We start from the raw sequence: 19,663 nt of genomic DNA, 5'->3' as shown, positions 1-19,663 counted from the left end.
GCGGAGTTTTTTATGCAGTGCCGCGCATTCGAAAGTCGATGCCAATTTTGAGATCATAGGCTGGTGCGACCGCTTGCCGCGCCGACATGGGGCGCAAGCCTCGAGCAATGCCGGGAAGCGAGATTTTTCACCGGACGCGGGCTCAGGAAGAGCCGGCGGCGACCGGAGCGGACGTGCCCCGCCGTTTCGGCCGCACGGCATTTCACCAGGATTTTTCAAATGGTTTCCGCACTTGACAGCACCCGGCTGATTTCGGCCCAATATGCCCTGAAAAACCTTCGCAGCTCCGACGACAGTTCGCAGGATACGCAGAATTCGTCGGCGGCCAGTATCTTGAGCAGCTACGGGCTCGATTCGAGTTCGGCTTCGCTGCTTTCCAACAACGCCCTATCCGGGCTGCTCGACACGCTTTCCTCGCAAAGCGATACGTCCGATGAGACACAAGCGACCGGCAACGGCGCCGCCGTCACCAGCGCTTCCTTCATGTCGATGCTGAAGCAGCAGTTGCAGGATGCGGCTGAGGCCGAAGGCGAGAGCGGCAAGGCCCACGACATGCTGGCCGCCCTCGAAGCGGGAACGCTGACCATCTCCGATCCGACGCAGGGCGTATCGGTTGCCGCCTGGGATGTCGACGATCCCGATGAGGCTGACACCGAGAGCAAGACCGGCACGGATATCGATGTCAGCGGTTGGAGCGATTTTCTCGATGCGCATCTGGAGCGCGGCTCCGACGGCACCTTCGTCAAGGAAAATGGCAGCTATGTCGACCAGACGAACGACAGCAACGCCTTCTTCGGCTTGATCGGCTCGGATTACTATTATCTGAGCTGGCCACAGGCGACGTAAGCGACGGGAAGGCCGTCTCGCGCAGCCTTCTTATTTCACCGAGACTTCGTCCGGTGTCTTGGCCGCCGGCAGGCGGTAATCATCGACTCGGCCGGGAGGGGGTGGCGTCATTTCGCCCTGCTCGACCAGGAGATCGCGCGGCGACCGCGTCAAAACCATCGGCGGGGGTCGCGCGCCGAGAAGCTCGGCGCCGCCGTCGAGATTGGGATCGGAGAAGCTGATCGGCACGGTATGTTCGACCGGATTGGCGGGAAGGCCGAGACCGGGCAGATTGCTGGAGTCGAGGCGAACCAGATCCGGGCTTGCCTGCGTGCCGAGAAGACGCCGCGCCGGTTTTTCCACATAGAAGGCAAGTTTTCGCCGGCCTGCCTGGGTCAGGTTGATACCATCGGAGGTGCGCAGGCGCACCTGCTGGCCGTTCACATCCGAACCGGTGACGATGAAATTGCCGTTTTCATCGACGAAACCATCCCAGATGTCGACGAATTCACCGCCGATGCTTTCGACCTGGTTGCGGTAGAGCTGGTTCAGCTGAACGGCATCGGCCGTCATCTGATCGGATTCGAAGGCGGGAAGGCCGACCCAGAGCAGCGGGACCTTGCGGTCGGTGACCTCCTTACCGAAAGAAAGGACACGGCGCCGGTATTCGCTGAACCAACCGTCGGTGCGGAATTTCTCCTTGGCTGTATCGGTCATCATCTGCTGGCGATCGTTGGCGCCGATCATGACGACGACCATTGCCGGCTTCAGTTCGTCGATCATATTCGGCAGCTGTTCCGGCCAGTTGTAATAATCGTCGCGGACGAGACCCGATGAGACGTTGCCGCGGGCTTCGACAACGACCCCCGGCGAGGTCTCGAAGGCGGCGGTGAGGCCGTCGCCGAGGCCGCTGGCCAGGAAGTCGCCGATAATCAGGATCTTTTTGGCGTCACCGAGCTTCTGTACCGCAGGCTCCTCTTGCACAGTCCGCACGGGCGGCGCGGTGCGGGTATTGACCACGGCCTTCGGCGCCGGCGGTTTTTTGTGCTGCTGGCGCTTCGGCTGCGGTGCGTCGGGAGCCTGAGGCCCATCGTCGAGATAGCGCCGGCCGAGCAAGAAATCGAGGATCGAACGGCGCTGATAGCGCTGCTCCTGAGCTTCGGCGACATGCGCCGGCGCGACAGCGCCAAGGCATAGCGAAGCCGCCGCCAAGGCGAGCACAAGCCAACGGATTGGGGTCCGATCTGTTTTCTTCGTCATGGGCAGTTCCGCATCTGCCGGCATCTTGCACGCGGGGTAGGCCAGCGTCCACTCCTGCTATTATGTAGGTCGCGGTTCTGCCGCTTCCAATCCGAGCTTAGCTTTTGGCGATAGCCGCGCATCCCGTTTTCCGAAAATCGATTCCGATTTTCGGGCCGATGCGCTAGCGACGAAGTGCGTTGAGAAGCGGCAGCGAGGGCTCGCCGTCCGGCTGCATGCCGATGCGCGACTGCACGGCCGATATGGCCGCCTTCGAACCCGAGCCGAAATTGCCGTCGACCTCGCCATTGTAATAGCCGAGCGTCTTCAAACGGGTCTGCAGCTCGAATTTCTCGGTGATGTCGAGGGCGCCGTCCGGGCGCGGCCAGCGCTGCTGCATGCCGCCGTAGCCGGCGATCTGATCGGCGAGCAGGCCGACGGCAAGCGCATAGCTGTCCGAGGCATTGTAGTTCTTGATGGTGAAGAAGTTGGCGGTCATCAGGAAGCCCGGGCCACTCGGCCCAGCCGGCATCTTCAACATGGCTTTGGTGGCGCTTTCGCGGAAGGCCTTGCCGTTCGGGCGCGTCAGGCCGAGTGCCGCCCACTGGGCCAGCGTGTGGGTCTTGCCGACCTGCTTGGCGGCGGCTGCGGGAACGACGACCTCGTAGCCCCAGGTCTTGCCGGTGTCCCAGCCGTTTTTCATCAGGAGATTGGCCGAGGTCGCCAGCGCATCCGGCACGGAGTTCCAAATATCGCGATGGCCGTTGCCGTCGGCATCGACGGCATAAAGCAGGTAGCTTGTCGGGATGAACTGGGTGTGGCCCATGGCGCCGGCCCAGGAGCCGGTCATCTCGCGTGCCGGCACATCGCCGTTCTGCAGGATCTTCAGCGCAGCGATCAGCTGCTTCTTGGCGAATTTGGCGCGGCTCGGATCGGCATAGCCAAGTGTTGCCAAAGCGCGCGGCACGTAGTGCAGCCGGTCGTCCTTGTTGAGGATCGCGCCGTAATTGGATTCCATCGACCAGATGGCGAGCAGAATGGTCTTGTCGACGCCGAATCGCTGTTCGATCGCAGCGAGCGTTCGTGCGTGCTTGACGGCCATCTCGCGGCCGATCTTGACGGTGTAGGGATTGACGCGGGAATCGACATAGTCCCAGATCTTCGAGGTGAATTCCGGCTGATAGGCTGCCTTTTCGAGCACCGTCTGGTCGGGCTCGGTCACCCCGGAAAAGGCCTTTTGATAAGTTGCCTTACTGATGCCACTCTGAGCGGCAGTCTGGTAGAAATCCGCGATCCATTTCTGGAACCGGGAATCAGCTCTTGCGTTGTCGGGGACCAGTCCAACCTGGACGGCGACAACGAGGGCGAGAGCAAGACCACGAAGGGAGTTTTTGTGATTCTGGGTCATCGACAGTCGTATCCGTCATCATCAGTTTTCGGGACAGCGAGGCATCATGTCCGCGCCAGAACCGAGACTACAGGAACGGAGTCAACAAATTCTTTACCATGGCAACCGGCTGCGGTCACCATTGCAAAACAGTAGCAATTCTATACTAGTTAAGGCTAAAAAGCCCTATTTCCAAAGCGATATGTCGAAGCAGGAGGCCGGTGTGGCTCAACACAACAAAGTTCGTAAAGCAGTATTTCCGGTGGCTGGGTTGGGGACGCGATTCCTGCCGGCGACAAAGGCTGTTCCGAAGGAAATGTTGACCGTCGTCGACAAGCCGATCATTCAATATGTCGTCGACGAGGCGATCGAAGCAGGGATCGAGCATCTGGTATTCGTCACCGGACGCAACAAGCACGTCATCGAAGACTATTTCGATATTCATTTCGAGCTGGAGCAGACACTGCGCGAGCGCGCCAAGAAGGCTGAGATCACCCTTCTCGCCCAGCAACTGCCGAAGGCCGGTACGGTGAGCTTCACCCGCCAGCAGGAGCCGCTCGGCCTCGGTCATGCCGTCTGGTGCGCTCGCGAGATCGTCGGCGACGAACCCTTCGCGCTGCTGCTGCCCGACATGATCATGAAGGGCGACAAAGGCTGCATGAAGGGCATGATCGACCTTTACGGCCAGAGCGGCGGCAACATCATCGCCGTCGAGGAATGCGCGCCCGACCAGGCGCATAAATACGGCATCGTCGGTGTCGGCGATGCGATCGGCGAAGGCTTCCGAATCACCGGCATGGTGGAAAAGCCTGCCAAGGGGACGGCGCCTTCCAACTTTTTCATCAACGGCCGCTACATCCTGCAGCCGGAGATCTTCAAGATCCTCGAAACCCAGGAGCGCGGCGCCGGCAACGAAATCCAGCTCACCGACGGCATGCTGAAGCTCTTGAAGGAACAGGATTTTGCCGGTTACCACTTCCGCGGCACGACCTATGACTGCGGCGCCAAGGACGGCTTCATCCTGGCGAACGTCGCCTACGCCCTCGAACGTGCTGACATCCGTCCGTCGGTCGAAGGCGGCTTCAAGGAATTGCTTGCGAGCCTGAGATAGGGCTTCCCCAGCGTATCAAGTAAAAGAGCCGCGCGCATCCAGAGCGGATGCGCGCGGCTTTAGAATTCGGTCAGTTCGGCCGACTGATCTCGTCCAGATACCAGTTGATATAGCGCAGTTCGTTCTGCTCCATCGGCGCGATCGGTCCCGGCACAAAATAGTGCGAGAGAACGCCGCGCGACGTGTGCTCGATGATGGCCTTGTCCTCGTCGGTCGTCACCGTCCAGAGCCACATGAGCTTGGCGAGATCATAGTCTCTGCCCTCCTGGGCTTCATTGTTGACGAGCCAGATCAGTTCCATCTCGCAAGCTCTCGGGCCCTTCGGAATGAAGCGGTAGATCATACCGTAGTCGGGATAGCAGACCAGAAATGAGGTGCCGCCGAGATGGACGGAGGTGACGCCGCCATCAAATTCGGTAAATCGGCCCATCAGCATGCTGAGCGGCGAGCCGTCCTGGCTGCCGGTCTTAACACCGTCATAAAGCGCATAGCGGAACGCATGGATGGCTTCTCTGCCCGTCGCGGATGTCTGCCAGTGATCGCCGGAACCGACCTCGATGCCGAGGGCGCATGTGCGCTCCTCCATCGAGGCGTTCAGCGCCTCAATCATGTGCAGCGGCTGTTCCAGCGCGTGGGTCTGCGAATATTCGGGGTGCGCCGGGCCGCAATGGTAGCATTCCACATAGTTTTCCACCGCCAGCTTCCAGTTGGCGTCGACCGGATAGGTCTGCCGATGCGCCACCTTAGCCTGCCCCCAGCCATATTGGCCGCAGGTCGCATGAAGCAGATTCTCGACCTCGGAGAAATCGAGCGGGTCGTCTGCGAAGGAGATGAAGATCAAGCCTTCGACCACACGGACATGCAGCGTCTTCAGCCCATGATCCTCCCGCTTGAAATCTTTTGGTATCAGCCTTGCTGCCTTCAAGCTTCCGTCATTGCCATAGCTCCAGGCATGGTAGGGACAGACGAAGACACGGGCATTGCCCTTATCCCGGGTACAGACCTCGGCGCCGCGATGGCGGCAGACATTGAGCAGCGCATGAATTGTTCCATCGGCATGTCGCGTGACGATCACCTGTTCCGAGGCCATCCGAAACACTTCGAAGTCATTCGGATTTGGAACAACGCTCTCATGCGCGAGGCAATGCCAATGGCGGCGGAACACGCGCTCCAGATCACGCTCATAAATGTCCGGATCCATGTAGAATGGCCGGGCAAGACCGTGGCCCGGCTTATGAGCGGCAATGAGCTGATCGATGCCGTCGTCCGATGGCGCAGCCATTGTTCTGGTTTCAGGTGCCAGCATGGGAATGTCTCCGGAAAGTCGCACTCTTCGCAGCACGGGCAAGGACAAAAAGCGCAGATAGTTTCCAAGCCGGCCGATGAGTTCGCATGGCTATCGATCGTGCCCTCGAGGTGTCACGAGGTGGCAGAAGAATGTCCGCGGCAAATAGCGATATGTCCGTCGTCACATCCGGACCCTCGCGGAATTCGGATCATACATCGGTGCAAGCGATGGCTCGGCTCTCACCCTCGTTCCTGCAATCTCGATCTCGTAACATGAGCCGAGCACTTCCGCCGCGCTCTCACCCTTACAGGGCACGTAACCCAGCCCGATCGCACCGCCGAGGAAATGGCCGTAATTGCCGGAGGTTATCGTGCCGACGATCTCTCCGTCGCGGATGATTGCCTCGTTGTGAAAGAGCAACGGTTCAGGCTCTGTGAGCTTGAATTGCACCAGCCGGCGATCAACGCCCGTTTCCTGCTTGCGCAAGACGGCATCGCGGCCGATGAACTCCCCTTTGCCGGTCTTGACGGCGAAGCCGAGGCCTGCTTCCAGCACATGATCCTCATCGGTAATGTCATGGCCAAAATGGCGGAACGCCTTTTCGATGCGGCAGCTATCGAGCGTGTGGATGCCGCAAAGCTTCAGACCGAGGTCCAGGCCTGCCAGTTCCAACGCCTCAAAAACGTGGGCGGTTTGGTCGGTGGAGACATAGAGCTCCCAGCCGAGTTCGCCGACATAGGTGACGCGGTGAGCGCGAGCCAGTCCCATGCCGATCTCGATTTCCCGCGCAGTGCCGAAGGGATGGGCGTCGTTGGAGAAATCGTCAGGGCTGATCCTCTGCATCAGCTGACGCGACGTCGGACCCATCACGCAGAGCACGCTTTCGGCGGCCGTCATATCGGTAACCACGACATTTTCATCGGTCACGTGCCGGCGCAGCCAGGCAAGATCACGCTGCAGTGTCGCACCCGGGACAATGAGCAGGAAGGCGGTTTCGGTCAGCCGGGTTGCGGTGAGGTCGCTTTCGATGCCGCCACGACGGTTCAGCATCTGCGTATAGACGATACGGCCGGCGGGCACGTCTATCTGGTTCGCGCAGAGCCGTTGCAGGAAACGGCAGGCGTCGCGCCCTTCGACCCGGATTTTGCCAAAGGAGGTCATGTCGAAGAGACCGACGCCGGTCCTGATTGCCAGATGTTCCTCGCGCTGGTTTTCAAACCAGTTCTGTCGCCGCCAGCTATACTCATATTTTCGCTCTTGCCCTTCCCGGGCGAACCAGTTGGCGCGCTCCCAGCCGGCCACTTCGCCGAACACGGCGCCACGCGCCGCAAGGTGCTCATGGATCGGCGAGCGGCGTATACCGCGCGCGGTTGCCATCTGCCGATAGGGGAAATGGTCCGCGTAAAGCAGGCCGAGCGTCTCCGTCACGCGCTCCTTCAGGTAGAACCGGTTCTTCTGGAAGGGCTGGGCGCGGCGGATGTCTACTTCCCAGAGATCGAAGGGCGGCTCGCCGTCGTTCATCCATTGGGCAAGCGCCATACCGGCGCCACCGGAAGATACGATGCCGATCGAATTGTATCCGGCCGCCACCCAATAGCCTTTCAGTTCCGGTGCTTCGCCGAGGTAATAGCGATCGTCGGGCGTAAAGCTCTCCGGTCCATTGAAGAAGGTGTGGATGCCGGCAGTTTCCAGCATCGGCATCCGGTTGATCGCCATTTCGAGGATCGGCTGGAAGTGGTCGAAATCCTCCGGCAATTGGTCAAAGCAGAAGTCCTCGCGGATCGCCTCACCCGCCGGCGGCCAGGGCTTGGCGACCGGCTCGAAGGCGCCAATGAGCATCTTGCCGGCATCTTCCTTGTAATAGGTACACTCGTCCGGCACACGCAGCACAGGCAGAGACTTCAGCCCCCCAACCGGCTCGGTGACGATGTAGAAATGCTCGCAGGCATGCAGCGGCAGGGCGACGCCGGATTGCCGAGCGAGATCTCTGCCCCACATGCCGGCGGCGTTGACGACATTTTCCGTCTCGATCGTGAAACGCTCGCCGGCCTGCTCGCAGACGACGCCGACGACTCGCCCATCCCTGGCAAGCACCTCGATGACCTTCACGCCTTCGATGATGGTCGCACCGTGCTGCCGGGCTCCCTTGGCGAGCGCCATGGCGATGTTTGCCGGGTCGCATTGTCCATCGAGCGGCAGGTGAACCGCTGCCTTGACGTCGCCGATGTTGAGATGCGGGTAAAGCGCCTTCGCCTCTTGCGGCGAAATCTCGCGAACATCGATTTTGAATGCCCGGGCCAACGAGGCCTGACGGTAGATCTCTTCCTTACGCTCTTCGGTTAGGGCAACGGTGATCGAGCCATTTTGGCGCATGCCGGTGGCGATGCCGGTTTCGGCCTCCAGCCTGACGTAGAGATCGGCGGAATATTTGGCGAGGCGCGTCATGTTTTGCGAGGCGCGGAGCTGACCGATGAGGCCGGCCGCGTGCCATGTGGTGCCTGAGGTGAGCTGTTTGCGTTCGAGCAGTACGACATCGGTCCAGCCAAGCTTCGCCAGATGGTAGGCGATGGAACAGCCCGAGACCCCGCCGCCGATGATCACCGCGCGTGCCTTTTGGGGGATGGGTTTCGTCATGCTCGCAGCCTTTCGTTCTCGGGATCCCACAACGGCCGGTCGGGCTGGACGATGGCCTTGAACCGGTCGCCGAAGATTTCAACCTCCAGCTCGGTGCCCGGCACCGCCAGATCCCACCGCAGCATGCCGAGCGCCACGGACTTGCCGACGCGGTAACCCCAGTTGCCCGACGTTGTCTCTCCGACCAACTGACCGTCGCGCCAGAGCGTCGACATATAGGGGGCGTCACATTCGCCGGCATCGACGGCCAACGTGACGAAGCGCTTCGTCACACCTTGCTGCTTCTCGCGCTCGAGTGCCGCCTTGCCCTTGAAATCGGGTTTCGCCCAGTCGACGAAACGCTCCAGCCCGCCCTGCAGTATGGTGTAATCGGTCGAAAGATCGCCCTTCCAGGCGCGGTAGCCCTTCTCGATACGCAGGCTGTCGAGTGCTTCCATGCCGAATGGCTTCAGGCCATGCTTCCGGCCTGCAGCCCAGACCGCGTCGAAGACCGTGGCCGTGTCGTCCACCTTCGTGTGAAGCTCCCAGCCAAGCTCGCCGACGAAGGAAACGCGCACCAGCTGCAGCCGGCGGCCTGCTATCTGGCAGGACTGGTGCGTCAGCCACGGCTTGGAAAGATCCGCATCAGTGACGTCTGCGAGGATGGCACGAGATTGCGGCCCTGACAGTATCTGGCAGGCCAAATCGTCCGTCACATCATCAAGCGTGAATCGCGCGTCTTTCGGCAGATGCTTCTCCAGCCATGCGAAATCGTGCCACTGCGCTGTCGCCGCGGTGGTCAAGAAGAAAAGGTTCTCTTCCAGCGCCATCACCGACATCTCGGTGACGATACGGCCTTTGTCGTCGGCAAAATAGGCAAGTCCGATGCGGCCGGGTTTCGGCGCCTTGCCGGTGATCAAGCCGAGCAGCCAGTCGCGTGCACCCTCACCCTGCAGGCGGTAGCGGGAAAAGCCCGGCAGATCGAGAATGCCCGCAGCATCACGCACTGCCAGGCATTCCTCCTCGATCCGTTTCTGCCACGGCCCCGCCCGATTCCACGTCTGCGTTGACTGTTCCGACGTGTCATCGCCTGATTTGGCGTACCAGTTGGCGCGCTCCCAGCCATTATAGGGCTTGAATTGCGCACCAAGTGCCGCGATCCGATCATGGATCGGCGAGAGTTTCCTGTTGCGGCCAGCAGGCCAGGCGTGTTTCGGGAAATGCATTGCGTATTCGTGGCCGTACACTTCCATGCCCTTGGCGACGCAGTAATCCTGCTCGGAAGCAAAGTGCGTATAGCGACGTGGGTCGCAGGACCACATGTCCCATTCGGTCTGGCCTTCGGTCAGCCATTCGGCCAGCACCTTGCCGGCACCGCCCGCCTGGCAGATGCCGAAAGTGAAGACGCAGGCCTCAAACGCATTCGGCACGCCCGGCATCGGCCCGATCAGCGGATTGCCATCCGGCGTATAGGGGATAGGCCCGTTGATCATGCGCGACAGGCCGGCAGTGCCGAGGATCGGCACGCGCTCGACTGCGTCATTGAGATACCATTCCAGCCGCTCGAGATCGTCGGGGAAAAGCTGGAAGGAGAAATCCTCCGGCATCGGATCGTCGGCCGTCAGCCAATGCGCCTTGCAATTGCGCTCATAGGGACCGAGGTTCATTCCGGTCTTTTCCTGCCGCAGATAATAGGAACTATCGACGTCTCGCAGCAGCGGCAGCTTGTGGCCTGCCTCCTTCGACCAGGCGGCAAGCTCAGGAATTTCTTCGAACAGCATGTACTGATGGCTCATCACCATCATCGGCACCTCGCGGCCGAACCATTTGCCGACCTCGCGGGCGTAATAGCCGGCGGCATTGACGACATATTCGCAGCGGATATCACCCTCCGGGGTGGAAACGATCCATTCGTCGTTTTCCCTGCGCGCACCAGTTGCGGGACAGAAGCGGAAGATCCTCGCCCCCAGGTCGCGAGCGCCCTTCGCCAAGGCCTGGGTCAGCTGCGCCGGATCGATGTCGCCGTCATGGGGATCGTGGAGCGCGCCGATGAGGTCATGGGTCTCGACAAAAGGATATTTCGACTTGATCTGCTCGGGCGACAGGATGTCGAGGTCCATGCCCTGGTAGCGTCCCATGCCGACCACACGCTTGAATTCCTGCAGCCGCTCGTTCGAGTGGCCGAGCCGGATCGAGCCGGTCACGTGGTAGTTCATCGGATAGTCGACCTGAGCGCCCAGCTCGCGATAGAGCGAGGCCGAATGGCGCTGCATATTCATGATCGACCAGGAGGAAGAAAACGTCGGCACATTGCCGGCCGCATGCCAAGTCGATCCAGCCGTCAATTCGTTTTTTTCCAGGAGCACCGCGTCGGTCCAGCCCGCCATGGCCAGATGATAGAGTGCGGAAACGCCGACAGCACCTCCCCCGATGATCACAACGCGCGCGTGAGATGGCAAATTCGACATGGCTGCTCCTCGTTCGAAGGCAAGTCTGGCAACGAACGGGAACGGCATCAAGCGGAGGGAACTTGCTTTATTGATCGAAGAATTCGATTAGATAACGCGAAGATTGCCCTCGCGCAGTGAGCCCGGAAAGAACATGCAGATTGATCTCATCGAGACTTTTCTCGACCTGATGGAAACCCGCAGCTTCAACCGCACGGCGGAGCGGCTGAACATCACGCAATCAACCGTTTCCCATCGCGTCAAGGCGCTGGAGGCGCAGTTCAACCGAAAGCTCTTCACTCGCAACAAGGGTGGCACCGCACCGACGGCGTCGGGCCTGCGTTTCCTGGATCATGCGAAAGCCCTGCAATACCAGTGGCGTGAGGCAAGCCGGGCGGTCGAGAATGCGGGCGCCTATGAGCGATCCATGCGGCTTGGCATCCAACACGACCTTGCCGAAATCTTTGCCGGGCGCTGGCTTTCCGCGGTCCGTGCCGAGCTGCCCGGGACATCGATCTACCTGGAAGCGGACTACTCGAACCAGATGAACCGAGACCTCGCAGTTGGAGATCTCGATCTGGCCGTTCTCTATACTCCGCACTACCTGCCCGACCTTCACTACGAAAGGATCGGGGAAATGACATATAACCTGGTCAGTACCGTCGCCTGTGCGGTCGGCGCACTTCGACCCGAAACCTATATCCAGGCCATCTATTCGCCGGCCTTCGACCGTGCCCACAGACTGGCTTTGCCGCATCTGTCGGCAGCACCGCTGGCGTCGGGGCAGAACATCGCCATCATGGATTTGCTGACGACGCTGGGGGGCGCTGCCTACCTCATGAAAAGCAGCGCTGCGCGACTTGCCAAGGAGGGTGTCGCTTTCCCGGTAGAGGACGCTCCATCCATTCAACAGACGGTCTATGCCGCAACCAGCATCCGCACACGCCACGCCCATCAGCACCGTCGCATCCTTGGTATCCTGCAGGATCTGATAGCATCAGCCTGAGCCGGTGACAGATCACTTCGGAGCAATTTCGGAAGACGCTTTTGCGTGTGGTCTGGGGCAGGTACCGCTGCGCTAGAACAGGATGATTTAAGGCCGGGTCGGCCTTAAATCTGAATCCTGTTCTAAATTAAAGAGTTAGAGCATGATGCGCCCGAAAACCGCTCACACTTTTCGGCATCATGCTCTAGCGTTTGAGCTTCAGGCCAACGCCGGCGCGGAATTGCTGCGAGTCGTCGCCGTCCTTGCGCGTGGTCAGCTCGTAGCCGAGCGTGCTGGTCAGATCGAGATAGCGGTTGATATTCCAGGTCAGCCCAGTCGCCGCGGTGTAGACGAGTTCGTCGTTGATGGTGCTGTCAGTGGGATAATCGCGCCATATGACGCCGCCGATCATCGTGCCCACCAGATTGTCGCGCAGCTGGTGGGTGACCGTCGTGGTCAAGGCGTGCGAGACGTAGCCACTCTCGCCCGCCGTGGTTGAGGGCTGGATGCTCGTCTGCAGGTCGAAATTGACGTCGGTGCCGCGGATCGGCGACCAGAGCAGGCTCGCATCGAGCGTCGCGGTATCGATCGAAGACAGACGGCTGTCTTCAAAATCGGCCATCGCGTAGCCGACACCGACCTCACCCTTGAGCTTTTCGCCGAGATCGACTTCGACGCCGGCCTTGGCGCCATAGCTGTGGCCCGAACGTTCGTAACCGGCGGAGTCGCGCGTTTCGTCATAGAGAGTACGGCCGACCGTGGCTTCGATGAAAGGGATGAGCGCGGGCGACAGCTCATAGCCGACGCGGCCGCGCAGCGTGCCCGTCGTCTGGTCGCGGTCGCTCAAGGTGACGGTCGTGCCATTCGAAAGCGTGGCATCGGAATAGATCGAGCGGCTCAGCGCCAGTGCCGTCGTGCCGCGCAGGATGCCGAAATCGCGTTGAACGGAGGCGCCGGCTGTGAACTCCTGCACGTCGGACTGTTGCGCGGCATTGGCAATGGCGTCGGGGTCGTCTGTATCTTCCCGATAGAAATTATAACCGGCGGTGAGGTGGGCGATCGTATCGTCGGGAAGATCCAGCCTGAGGTCGCTGTTGATCTTGAAGGAAGGCTGCTCCTCGCCTTCGCCGCTGACATTCTTCTGCCAGGCGCCTTCCGAGGTTACCGTCAGCTGGTGTAGGCCCCAGTCTGAGGTCAGCGTCGCCGCCGCATCGGTTTCGAGGAAGGAGCGCTGCTCTCTGGTATTGCCGTCCTTGGTGGTCTCGGTGTTGATGCTCTGGGTGACGCTCGGGCGCAGCACGAAGGTGCCGATCGGAATGCCCGGTGTTTCCGCCGTCGAGGCGCTTTCGGCAGCCTTGCGGCGCGGCAGCGTTTCGTCGATCGGCGCTTCGCGGGTGTTCAGCCGGCGAATGTCCTCGTCGAGGATGGAGCCGGTAATGTCGTCGCCGGATTGCGCGTCCGGTATGGCGGGCCTCTGGGCATCGTCTGCGTTTGTGGCCGCACTGTTTGCCGCCGGCGCGGCCAAGCCGTCGCTCTCGTCATCGAAACCGGCTTCGGATGCCGCACCGGTCGTAGCGCGGTTGTTCTCGGAGGATACTGCGCGGCTGGTCGCCGACTGCAACGAAGCGGACTGCGCGAAAGCCGGCGTCTGGCCGAGAAGCAGGCTGCCGAACGCAGTAAAGCAGACGGCACGGCTCATGGCGCGGAGCGGCGTCACACTGCTCGTCTGTTTTGGTTGGCCCATGCAATTCGCGCCTGACATGCTTTCGGTTCTTACCCAAAGGTAAAGCCTCGTGGTTAATCATTCGTTGCCGATGGCGGGCGCTGTTCACATTTCGGAAAGTGTGCGGGGTGGACTTGGAAAGTGAAAAGGTCTAACGCATTTTCATGAACAAAAGAGCGGTAAACCTCGTTGAAAACGGCGTGCTTGAATCGGCAAAGCGCACGATAGAGACCGAAAGACGCGGTCTTGAAGCGCTCGAACAGGCTTTTGACGATGGATTGGCCGGCCCGTTCACCCGTGCCGTCGAGACCATCGGCGACATCTCCGGACGGGTCATCGTCACCGGCGTCGGCAAGAGCGGTCATATCGGCGCGAAGCTCGCAGCGACATTCGCGTCGACCGGAACGCCTGCGTTTTTCGTGCATGCTGCTGAAGCCAATCACGGTGATCTCGGCATGATCGCGCGTGACGACGTCGTTTTGGCGATTTCCAAAGGCGGCGAGAGCGCCGAACTCAAGAGCATCATCTCCTATACGCGTCGCTTCTCCATTCCGCTGATCGCGATCACCTGCAGCGACCGTTCTTCGCTTGCCTCAGCCGCCGATATTATCCTTCTGGTGCCGAACGAGCAGGAGGCCTGCCCAAACGGCCTGGCGCCGACCACCTCGACGCTGATGCAGCTTGCCATCGGCGATGCGCTGGCTGTGGCGCTGCTCGAAGCACGGGGCTTTACCGCGACCGATTTCCACGTCTTCCATCCCGGTGGAAAACTCGGCGCCAGCCTGATGCATGTCGCCGATATCATGCATACCGGTGAGCGGCTGCCGCTCGTTGCCAAGGGCACACCGATGCCGGAGGCGGTCACGGTGCTGTCGCGTAAGCATTTCGGTTGCGTCGGCGTGCTCGACGCGGATGGGCGGCTCTGCGGCATCGTCACGGAAGGCGACATGGCGCGCAATCTGTCGCGTAATCTCGCCGAGCTTGCCGTCGACGATATCATGACCAAGACGCCGAAGACGGTGAAGCAGACGGTGCTGGCGACGGCTGCTCTCGCGCTGCTCAACCAGCATCACATCGGTGCGCTGATCGTTATCGACGACGACAACCGTCCGGTCGGGCTGGTGCATTTCCACGACCTGCTGCGGATCGGCGTCGCCTGATCAGAACCCTCTGATCAGACTGGCTCGACTCTCAGGTCGCGGCCGTTGCTCGAAACCACCTTTACCTGCGTTCCCACGGGAAGGTCGGGTCCCATCACCTGCCACAGTGTGTCGTCGAGACGAATGCGGCCGCGGCCCTCGCGGATCGGCTCGTGCAGCGTGGCCGTGCGGCCGACGAGGCTGGCGCCGCGCTGATTGAGGAAGGGTTCGTCGGTCGTGGCATTGCGCAGCGTCAGCCGCCGGCCGGCGAAGGTCGAGGCAACGGCAAGCACGGCAAAAAGGATTGCCTGCAGCTCCCAGACCCAGAAGGCGCTCTCCCAGAAGAGCAGCGACAGCGCGCCGACGATCAGGGCGGCAAGGCCGATCCAGACCAGGAAGAAGCCGGGAACGATCATTTCCGCGGCAAGCAGCACCAGGCCTGCGACCCACCAGCTCCACGGACCGAGTTCGGCGACGATCTTCGCCAGCATGGCTTATCGCTCCGGATCAGGGTTGAAGGGATTGGGGTTCGGCGGATTGATCGGCGGCGTCGAACGCACGGGTGCGGGACGCGGGCGTGGCGGCGCGGGCGGGGCCGGCGGATTGCCGGCATCGCCGAAGACCTCGCGGGCAATGGCGCCGATGCCGCCGAGCGAGCTCAGGATCGAAGAGGCTTCCATCGGCATCATCACGATTTTGGAATTGGGGGCCGAACCGATCGAGGTAAGCGCCTCGGTGTATTTCTGGGCGACGAAATAATTGATCGCCTGAACGTCGCCGGCGGCAATCGCTTCGGAGACCATCTTCGTCGCCTTGGCTTCGGCCTCGGCCAGGCGTTCGCGGGCTTCGGCGTTGCGGAAGGCGGCCTCACGCTGGCCCTCGGCCTGGAGGATCGCGGATTGCTTGGCGCCTTCGGCTCTCAGGATCTGCGCATTTCGCGAACCTTCGGCCTCCAGCACCTGCGCGCGCTTTTCTCGTTCCGCCTTCATCTGCCGGGCCATCGCATCGACGAGGTCGCGCGGCGGCTGGATGTCCTTGATTTCGACGCGGGTGACCTTGATGCCCCAGGGCTGGACGGCCTCGTCGACGACGCGCAGCAGCCGGTCGTTGATCGCGTCGCGGTTGGAGAGCAGTTCATCGAGATCCATGGAACCCATGACCGAGCGGATGTTGGTCATGGTGAGATTGAGGATGGCGTTTTCGAGATGGGAAACCTGATAGGCGGCCTGGGCGGCGTTCAGCACCTGAAAGAAAGCGACGGCATCGGCAGAAACCGAGGCATTGTCCTTGGTGATCACCTCCTGGGTCGGCACGTTCAGCACCTGCTCCATCACGTTCATCCGAGCGCCGACACGCTCGATGAAGGGAGTGATGAGGTTGAGGCCGGGCTCCAACGTGCGGGTATAGCGCCCGAAGCGCTCGATCGTATAGCGGTAGCCCTGCGGCACGGTCTTGATCCCGGCAAAAAGCACCAGGATGACGAAGATCACAAGCACGATCACGACGATGTCGAAGCCGCCGAACAGCATGAAGAATTCCTCCTATCGGCGCATGCGCGCCTGCCCAACTGATGTGGTGAGTTAGCACGTTATTTGCGAGGAAGAAATGAGGGCGCAACCGCCCCGGCTCCAAGTGCAAAGGAGGTTCCGCCTCGGCTACGTCACCCGGCCGTCACCGGCGACTTGGCCGGCGCAGCTTTCTCTCGAGAGTCTCTCAGACCCAGCCCTGCAACTCGCGGCGAACGACCTTTTCCAGCACCGTCATGCCATCCTCGCTGTCGTTGAGGCAGGGGATATGCGCGAACTTCTCGCCACCATTCTCATGGAAGGAGTGGGCAGCCTGTTCGGCGATCTCCTCCAGCGTTTCCAGACAGTCGGAGACGAAGCCGGGATTGATGACGGCGATGCGCTTGACGCCGTCCTGGGCGAGCTTCTCCACGGTCTTGTCGGTATAGGGCTGCAGCCATTCCTCCGGCCCGAAGCGGGACTGGAAGGTGACCATGAAGTTTTCCTTGGTCAGCCCCAGCCGCTCGCGCAGCAGCCGGCCGCTCTTCTGGCATTGGCAGTAATAGGGATCGCCCTTTTTGAAATAGGACATCGGAATGCCATGGAAGGAGGCAAGCAGCATTTCCGGCTTCCAGTCGAGTGTCGAAAGATGGTTCTCGACAGACTTTGCCAGCGCCTCGATATAGGCCTCGTCATCATGATAATCGGGCACGGTGCGCAGCGCCGGCTGCCAGCGCATGGTGAGCAGTTTCTGGAAGGCTTTGTCGTTGACCGTCGCGGTCGTCGCCGCCGCATATTGCGGATAAAGCGGGAAAAGCACGATGCGGTCGCAGCCTTCCTGCTTCAGCGCTTCGATGCGCGAGGCGATCGACGGCGTGCCGTAACGCATTGCCCAGTCGACCTTGACGTCGGCGAGATCCTTCAGGCGCTCGGTCATCCGCTCCGACTGGTTGCGTGTGTAGGTGCGGAGATAACTTTCGTTTTTCTCCTTGTTCCAGATCAGCTCATAGGCCTTGCCGACCTTCTGCGGACGTCTGTTGAGCACGATACCGAACAGGATCGGATACCACTTCCAGCGCGACCATTCGATGACGCGGCGATCGGTCAGGAATTCCCTGAGATAACGGCGCATCGAGATGTAATCGGTGCCGTCGGGCGTGCCGAGATTGACCAGCAGGACGCCGATCCTGCCTGACTTGACGGCCGGATGGTCCGCCGGACGGAGTGAAATATCTGCTGTCATTCTGGCCCCAACGCTCTTTGTTCCGTCGGCTTATACGCAGCCTTGGGATCATGGTTCACCCTATAGGAAGAAAAGCCGGCCCGGGAAAGCCCGGACCGGCTGATGGCATCGGGACAAATCGTCTTACTTGGCGGGAACCTCGATCTCCTTGCCCACCGTCAGGTAATGCGGGTTCGGCTTGCCATTGGCATCCGAAAGCTTCCGCCACAGCGTGCCGTCGCCATAGAAGGTCACGGCGAGATCCCAGAAGGTGTCGCCGGCTGCGATGACGTGGGTGGACGGCGTCATCGCGGCAGGTGCCGAAGCTGCCGGCGCCGGTGCTGGCTCCGAAGCAGGTGCGGGTGTCGCCGGCGTGGCCGGGGCAGGCGCAGCAGGGGCAGGTTCGGCGGCCGGTGCGGGTGCGGCCGGTGCCGCGGGGGCAGGAGCAGCCGGTTCGGCAGCGGGCGCCTGGGCTACAGTCGCGCCGATTTCGGTGACACGGCCATCGGTATAGGGCTTGTAGGGCGAATGGGCGGCCAGATATGCGGCGGTGACATCGGCAAGATCCGGGCCGAAGTCATAGGCGTTCTGGCCCTCCTTGAAGACCGAATAGCCATCACCGCCTGAGCGCATGAAGTTGTTGGTGGCGACCTTGTAGCTCTTGGCCGGAGCGATCGGAACGAAGTTGTCGCCATCCTTGACCTGGACATCGCTCACGCGGCTGCCGACAGGCTTGGACTGGTCGAAGGAAAATTTCAGGCCGGCGACCTGCGGGAAGCGGCCGGCGCCCTGGTCGATCTGGCTGACGCCGTTTTCGAGCGCCTTGACGACATCGGTACCGGTCAGCTCGAACGTTGCGAGCGTGTTCTGGAAAGGCAGGACGGTGATGACCTCGCCCTGCGTGACCTCGCCGCCGTCGATCGACGCGCGCAGGCCACCGCCGTTCTGGACGGCGATGGTGACGCCCTGGTTCCTGGTGCGATCGAGCATAGCATCGGCCACCAGATTGCCCATCGAGCATTCCTTGACGCGGCAAACCTTGCGATCGCCATCGATCGGGGCTTCGGCGGAGCCGATGACCTTCTTGCGCAGTTCCTCGATCGGTTTGGCGAGTTCCGCGATGCGGGCAACGACAGCCGGATCGGGCGTGAAGCTGGAATCGATCAGGATCGGATCGCCCTTGGCATCCTTGACGACGCCGTTGTCGTCGAAATTGACGACGAGATCGCCGAGATACTTGCTGTAGGAGGCGGCCTGAACGACCGGCACCTTGTAGCCGCCGGGGTTGTCGACCATCGTCGGGTAGGGGCCTTCAGCTTTCGGATCGGTATTGGAGAGCAGGCTATGGGAGTGGCCGCCGACGACGACATCGACCTCCGGAATCTTGGCGATCAAAGCGAGATCGCGGGGATAACCGACATGGGTGAGCGCAATGATCTTGTTGACGCCCTGGCCCTTCAGATCCTGAACGGCCGACGTAATCGCCTGGACGTCATCTGATATCGTAACGTTCGGGCCGGGGGAGGAAAGTTCTGCCGTATCGTTGGTCACGGCGCCGACGATGCCGATTTTCTGGCCGCCGACATTGAGCACCAGCGAGGGCTTGATGCGGTCGCCGAGCTTGGAGGCGGCTGTCGCCTTGACGTTGGCCGTCACGACGGGAAATTGCACCTTGTCGAGGAAGGTCGCAAGCCCGTCTTCGCTGTCGTCGAATTCATGGTTGCCGACGGTCATGGCGTCGAACTTCATCAGGTTCAGGAATTCGGCTTCGGCGGCGCCCTTGTAGGTCGTGTAGAAGAGCGAGCCCTGGAAATTGTCGCCGGCATTCAGCAGGAGGACATTCTTGCCGGAAAGCGCCTGACGGCGCTGGTCGATCGCGGTCTTCAGGCGGGCAGCGCCGCCGAAGCATTCGTTCTTGCCTTCTTCTTCGGCCGAGCAGGTGGAGTCAAACTTGTTGATCGATTCGATGCGCGAGTGGAAATCGTTGATATGAAGAATATCGAGTTCGTAATCCGCAAAGGCGGCGCCCGCGCTCAGCGCCAGCATGGACGCGGTCAAAAGACCGAAGCTGAAAGACTTCGTCATCCCTGTTCTCCTGATTGAGGCGAGAGATCCCCCGATCCTCGCCGATCCCTTCCATATCCGCCGAGGCAGTTTCCCGGCGGGCGGATGTTCCATC

At 61.2% G+C, this 19,663-nt stretch carries 14 protein-coding genes; 4 read left to right on the top strand and 10 right to left on the bottom strand.

The annotated features are described in order from the left end of the window. The first annotated feature begins 219 nt into the window (after positions 1 to 219). Positions 220 to 846 (top strand): hypothetical protein, encoded by a 627-nt coding sequence (locus RHEC894_RS18440; RefSeq protein WP_085738355.1) that lies wholly within the window; start codon positions 220 to 222, stop codon positions 844 to 846. Positions 847 to 876: 30 nt separating this feature from the next. Here the strand turns inward: RHEC894_RS18440 and RHEC894_RS18435 are convergent, their stop codons facing one another. Continuing rightward, complete coding sequence (locus RHEC894_RS18435) at positions 877 to 2,109, bottom strand: DUF459 domain-containing protein (protein WP_206427872.1); 1,233 nt, start codon at positions 2,107 to 2,109, stop codon at positions 877 to 879. A 139-nt stretch (positions 2,110 to 2,248) separates the two neighbouring features. Next, positions 2,249 to 3,472, bottom strand: coding sequence for a lytic murein transglycosylase (locus RHEC894_RS18430; RefSeq protein ID WP_085738354.1), 1,224 nt, complete (start codon positions 3,470 to 3,472; stop codon positions 2,249 to 2,251). Between the two features lie 202 nt (positions 3,473 to 3,674). Here RHEC894_RS18430 and galU point away from each other — a divergent pair, with 202 nt between their 5' ends. Beyond that, the gene (gene galU / locus RHEC894_RS18425) at positions 3,675 to 4,562 is read left to right on the top strand and encodes a UTP--glucose-1-phosphate uridylyltransferase GalU (RefSeq protein WP_085739044.1); all 888 of its coding nucleotides are present in this window, start codon (positions 3,675 to 3,677) and stop codon (positions 4,560 to 4,562) included. 70 nt (positions 4,563 to 4,632) lie between these two features. Here the strand turns inward: galU and RHEC894_RS18420 are convergent, their stop codons facing one another. From RHEC894_RS18420 to RHEC894_RS18410, 3 genes are all read right to left on the bottom strand, one after another. Then, entirely contained in the window at positions 4,633 to 5,868 is a 1,236-nt protein-coding gene (locus RHEC894_RS18420; protein WP_085738353.1) for an aromatic ring-hydroxylating dioxygenase subunit alpha, read from the bottom strand. Positions 5,869 to 6,030: 162 nt separating this feature from the next. After that, entirely contained in the window at positions 6,031 to 8,484 is a 2,454-nt protein-coding gene (locus RHEC894_RS18415; protein ID WP_085738352.1) for an FAD-dependent oxidoreductase, read from the bottom strand. Beyond that, positions 8,481 to 10,931, bottom strand: coding sequence for an FAD-dependent oxidoreductase (locus RHEC894_RS18410; protein ID WP_085738351.1), 2,451 nt, complete (start codon positions 10,929 to 10,931; stop codon positions 8,481 to 8,483). Before RHEC894_RS18410 ends, RHEC894_RS18415 begins: the two co-directional genes overlap by 4 nt. 133 nt (positions 10,932 to 11,064) lie before the next feature. Between RHEC894_RS18410 and RHEC894_RS18405 the strand changes: the two genes are divergently transcribed. Then, positions 11,065 to 11,916 carry a LysR family transcriptional regulator gene (locus tag RHEC894_RS18405; protein WP_010066723.1) on the top strand — a complete coding sequence of 284 codons (852 nt, stop codon included), beginning with the start codon at positions 11,065 to 11,067 and terminating at the stop codon, positions 11,914 to 11,916. A gap of 184 nt (positions 11,917 to 12,100) precedes the next feature. On the opposite strand, the gene RHEC894_RS18400 is transcribed toward RHEC894_RS18405, so the two are convergent. After that, a complete protein-coding gene (locus RHEC894_RS18400; protein ID WP_085738350.1) occupies positions 12,101 to 13,639 on the bottom strand; it encodes an outer membrane beta-barrel protein in 1,539 nt (512 codons plus the stop codon). Between the two features lie 143 nt (positions 13,640 to 13,782). On the opposite strand from RHEC894_RS18400, the gene RHEC894_RS18395 reads away from it, so the two are divergent. Next, the gene (locus RHEC894_RS18395; RefSeq protein WP_085738349.1) at positions 13,783 to 14,778 is read left to right on the top strand and encodes a KpsF/GutQ family sugar-phosphate isomerase; all 996 of its coding nucleotides are present in this window, start codon (positions 13,783 to 13,785) and stop codon (positions 14,776 to 14,778) included. A 14-nt stretch (positions 14,779 to 14,792) separates the two neighbouring features. Here RHEC894_RS18395 and RHEC894_RS18390 read toward each other — a convergent pair whose 3' ends face one another. The 4 genes from RHEC894_RS18390 to RHEC894_RS18375 all read right to left on the bottom strand — a co-directional run bounded on the left by RHEC894_RS18390 (position 14,793) and on the right by RHEC894_RS18375 (position 19,569). After that, on the bottom strand, positions 14,793 to 15,248 hold the full coding sequence (locus RHEC894_RS18390; RefSeq protein ID WP_085738348.1) for an NfeD family protein: 456 nt from the start codon (positions 15,246 to 15,248) through the stop codon (positions 14,793 to 14,795). A 3-nt stretch (positions 15,249 to 15,251) separates the two neighbouring features. Next, entirely contained in the window at positions 15,252 to 16,286 is a 1,035-nt protein-coding gene (locus tag RHEC894_RS18385) for an SPFH domain-containing protein (protein ID WP_085738347.1), read from the bottom strand. Positions 16,287 to 16,470: 184 nt separating this feature from the next. Continuing rightward, positions 16,471 to 17,505, bottom strand: coding sequence for a ferrochelatase (gene hemH / locus RHEC894_RS18380; RefSeq protein WP_085738346.1), 1,035 nt, complete (start codon positions 17,503 to 17,505; stop codon positions 16,471 to 16,473). A gap of 123 nt (positions 17,506 to 17,628) precedes the next feature. After that, complete coding sequence (locus RHEC894_RS18375) at positions 17,629 to 19,569, bottom strand: bifunctional metallophosphatase/5'-nucleotidase (RefSeq protein WP_085738345.1); 1,941 nt, start codon at positions 19,567 to 19,569, stop codon at positions 17,629 to 17,631. Positions 19,570 to 19,663 lie beyond the last annotated feature (94 nt).

Source organism: Rhizobium sp. CIAT894 (assembly GCF_000172795.2).
Classification (GTDB): Bacteria; Pseudomonadota; Alphaproteobacteria; order Rhizobiales; family Rhizobiaceae; genus Rhizobium.
This window is presented reverse-complemented; position numbering and strand designations above follow the sequence as displayed.

Coding starts and splice junctions, on each gene's coding strand:
- RHEC894_RS18430 (WP_085738354.1), bottom strand. CDS start 3,472: ATGACCCAGAATCACAAAAACTCCCTTCGTGGTCTTGCTCTCGCCCTC.
- RHEC894_RS18405 (WP_010066723.1), top strand. CDS start 11,065: ATGCAGATTGATCTCATCGAGACTTTTCTCGACCTGATGGAAACCCGC.
- RHEC894_RS18420 (WP_085738353.1), bottom strand. CDS start 5,868: ATGCTGGCACCTGAAACCAGAACAATGGCTGCGCCATCGGACGACGGC.
- RHEC894_RS18390 (WP_085738348.1), bottom strand. CDS start 15,248: ATGCTGGCGAAGATCGTCGCCGAACTCGGTCCGTGGAGCTGGTGGGTC.
- RHEC894_RS18435 (WP_206427872.1), bottom strand. CDS start 2,109: ATGCCGGCAGATGCGGAACTGCCCATGACGAAGAAAACAGATCGGACC.
- RHEC894_RS18440 (WP_085738355.1), top strand. CDS start 220: ATGGTTTCCGCACTTGACAGCACCCGGCTGATTTCGGCCCAATATGCC.
- RHEC894_RS18415 (WP_085738352.1), bottom strand. CDS start 8,484: ATGACGAAACCCATCCCCCAAAAGGCACGCGCGGTGATCATCGGCGGC.
- RHEC894_RS18410 (WP_085738351.1), bottom strand. CDS start 10,931: ATGTCGAATTTGCCATCTCACGCGCGCGTTGTGATCATCGGGGGAGGT.
- RHEC894_RS18400 (WP_085738350.1), bottom strand. CDS start 13,639: ATGGGCCAACCAAAACAGACGAGCAGTGTGACGCCGCTCCGCGCCATG.
- RHEC894_RS18395 (WP_085738349.1), top strand. CDS start 13,783: ATGAACAAAAGAGCGGTAAACCTCGTTGAAAACGGCGTGCTTGAATCG.
- hemH (WP_085738346.1), bottom strand. CDS start 17,505: ATGACAGCAGATATTTCACTCCGTCCGGCGGACCATCCGGCCGTCAAG.
- RHEC894_RS18385 (WP_085738347.1), bottom strand. CDS start 16,286: ATGCTGTTCGGCGGCTTCGACATCGTCGTGATCGTGCTTGTGATCTTC.
- RHEC894_RS18375 (WP_085738345.1), bottom strand. CDS start 19,569: ATGACGAAGTCTTTCAGCTTCGGTCTTTTGACCGCGTCCATGCTGGCG.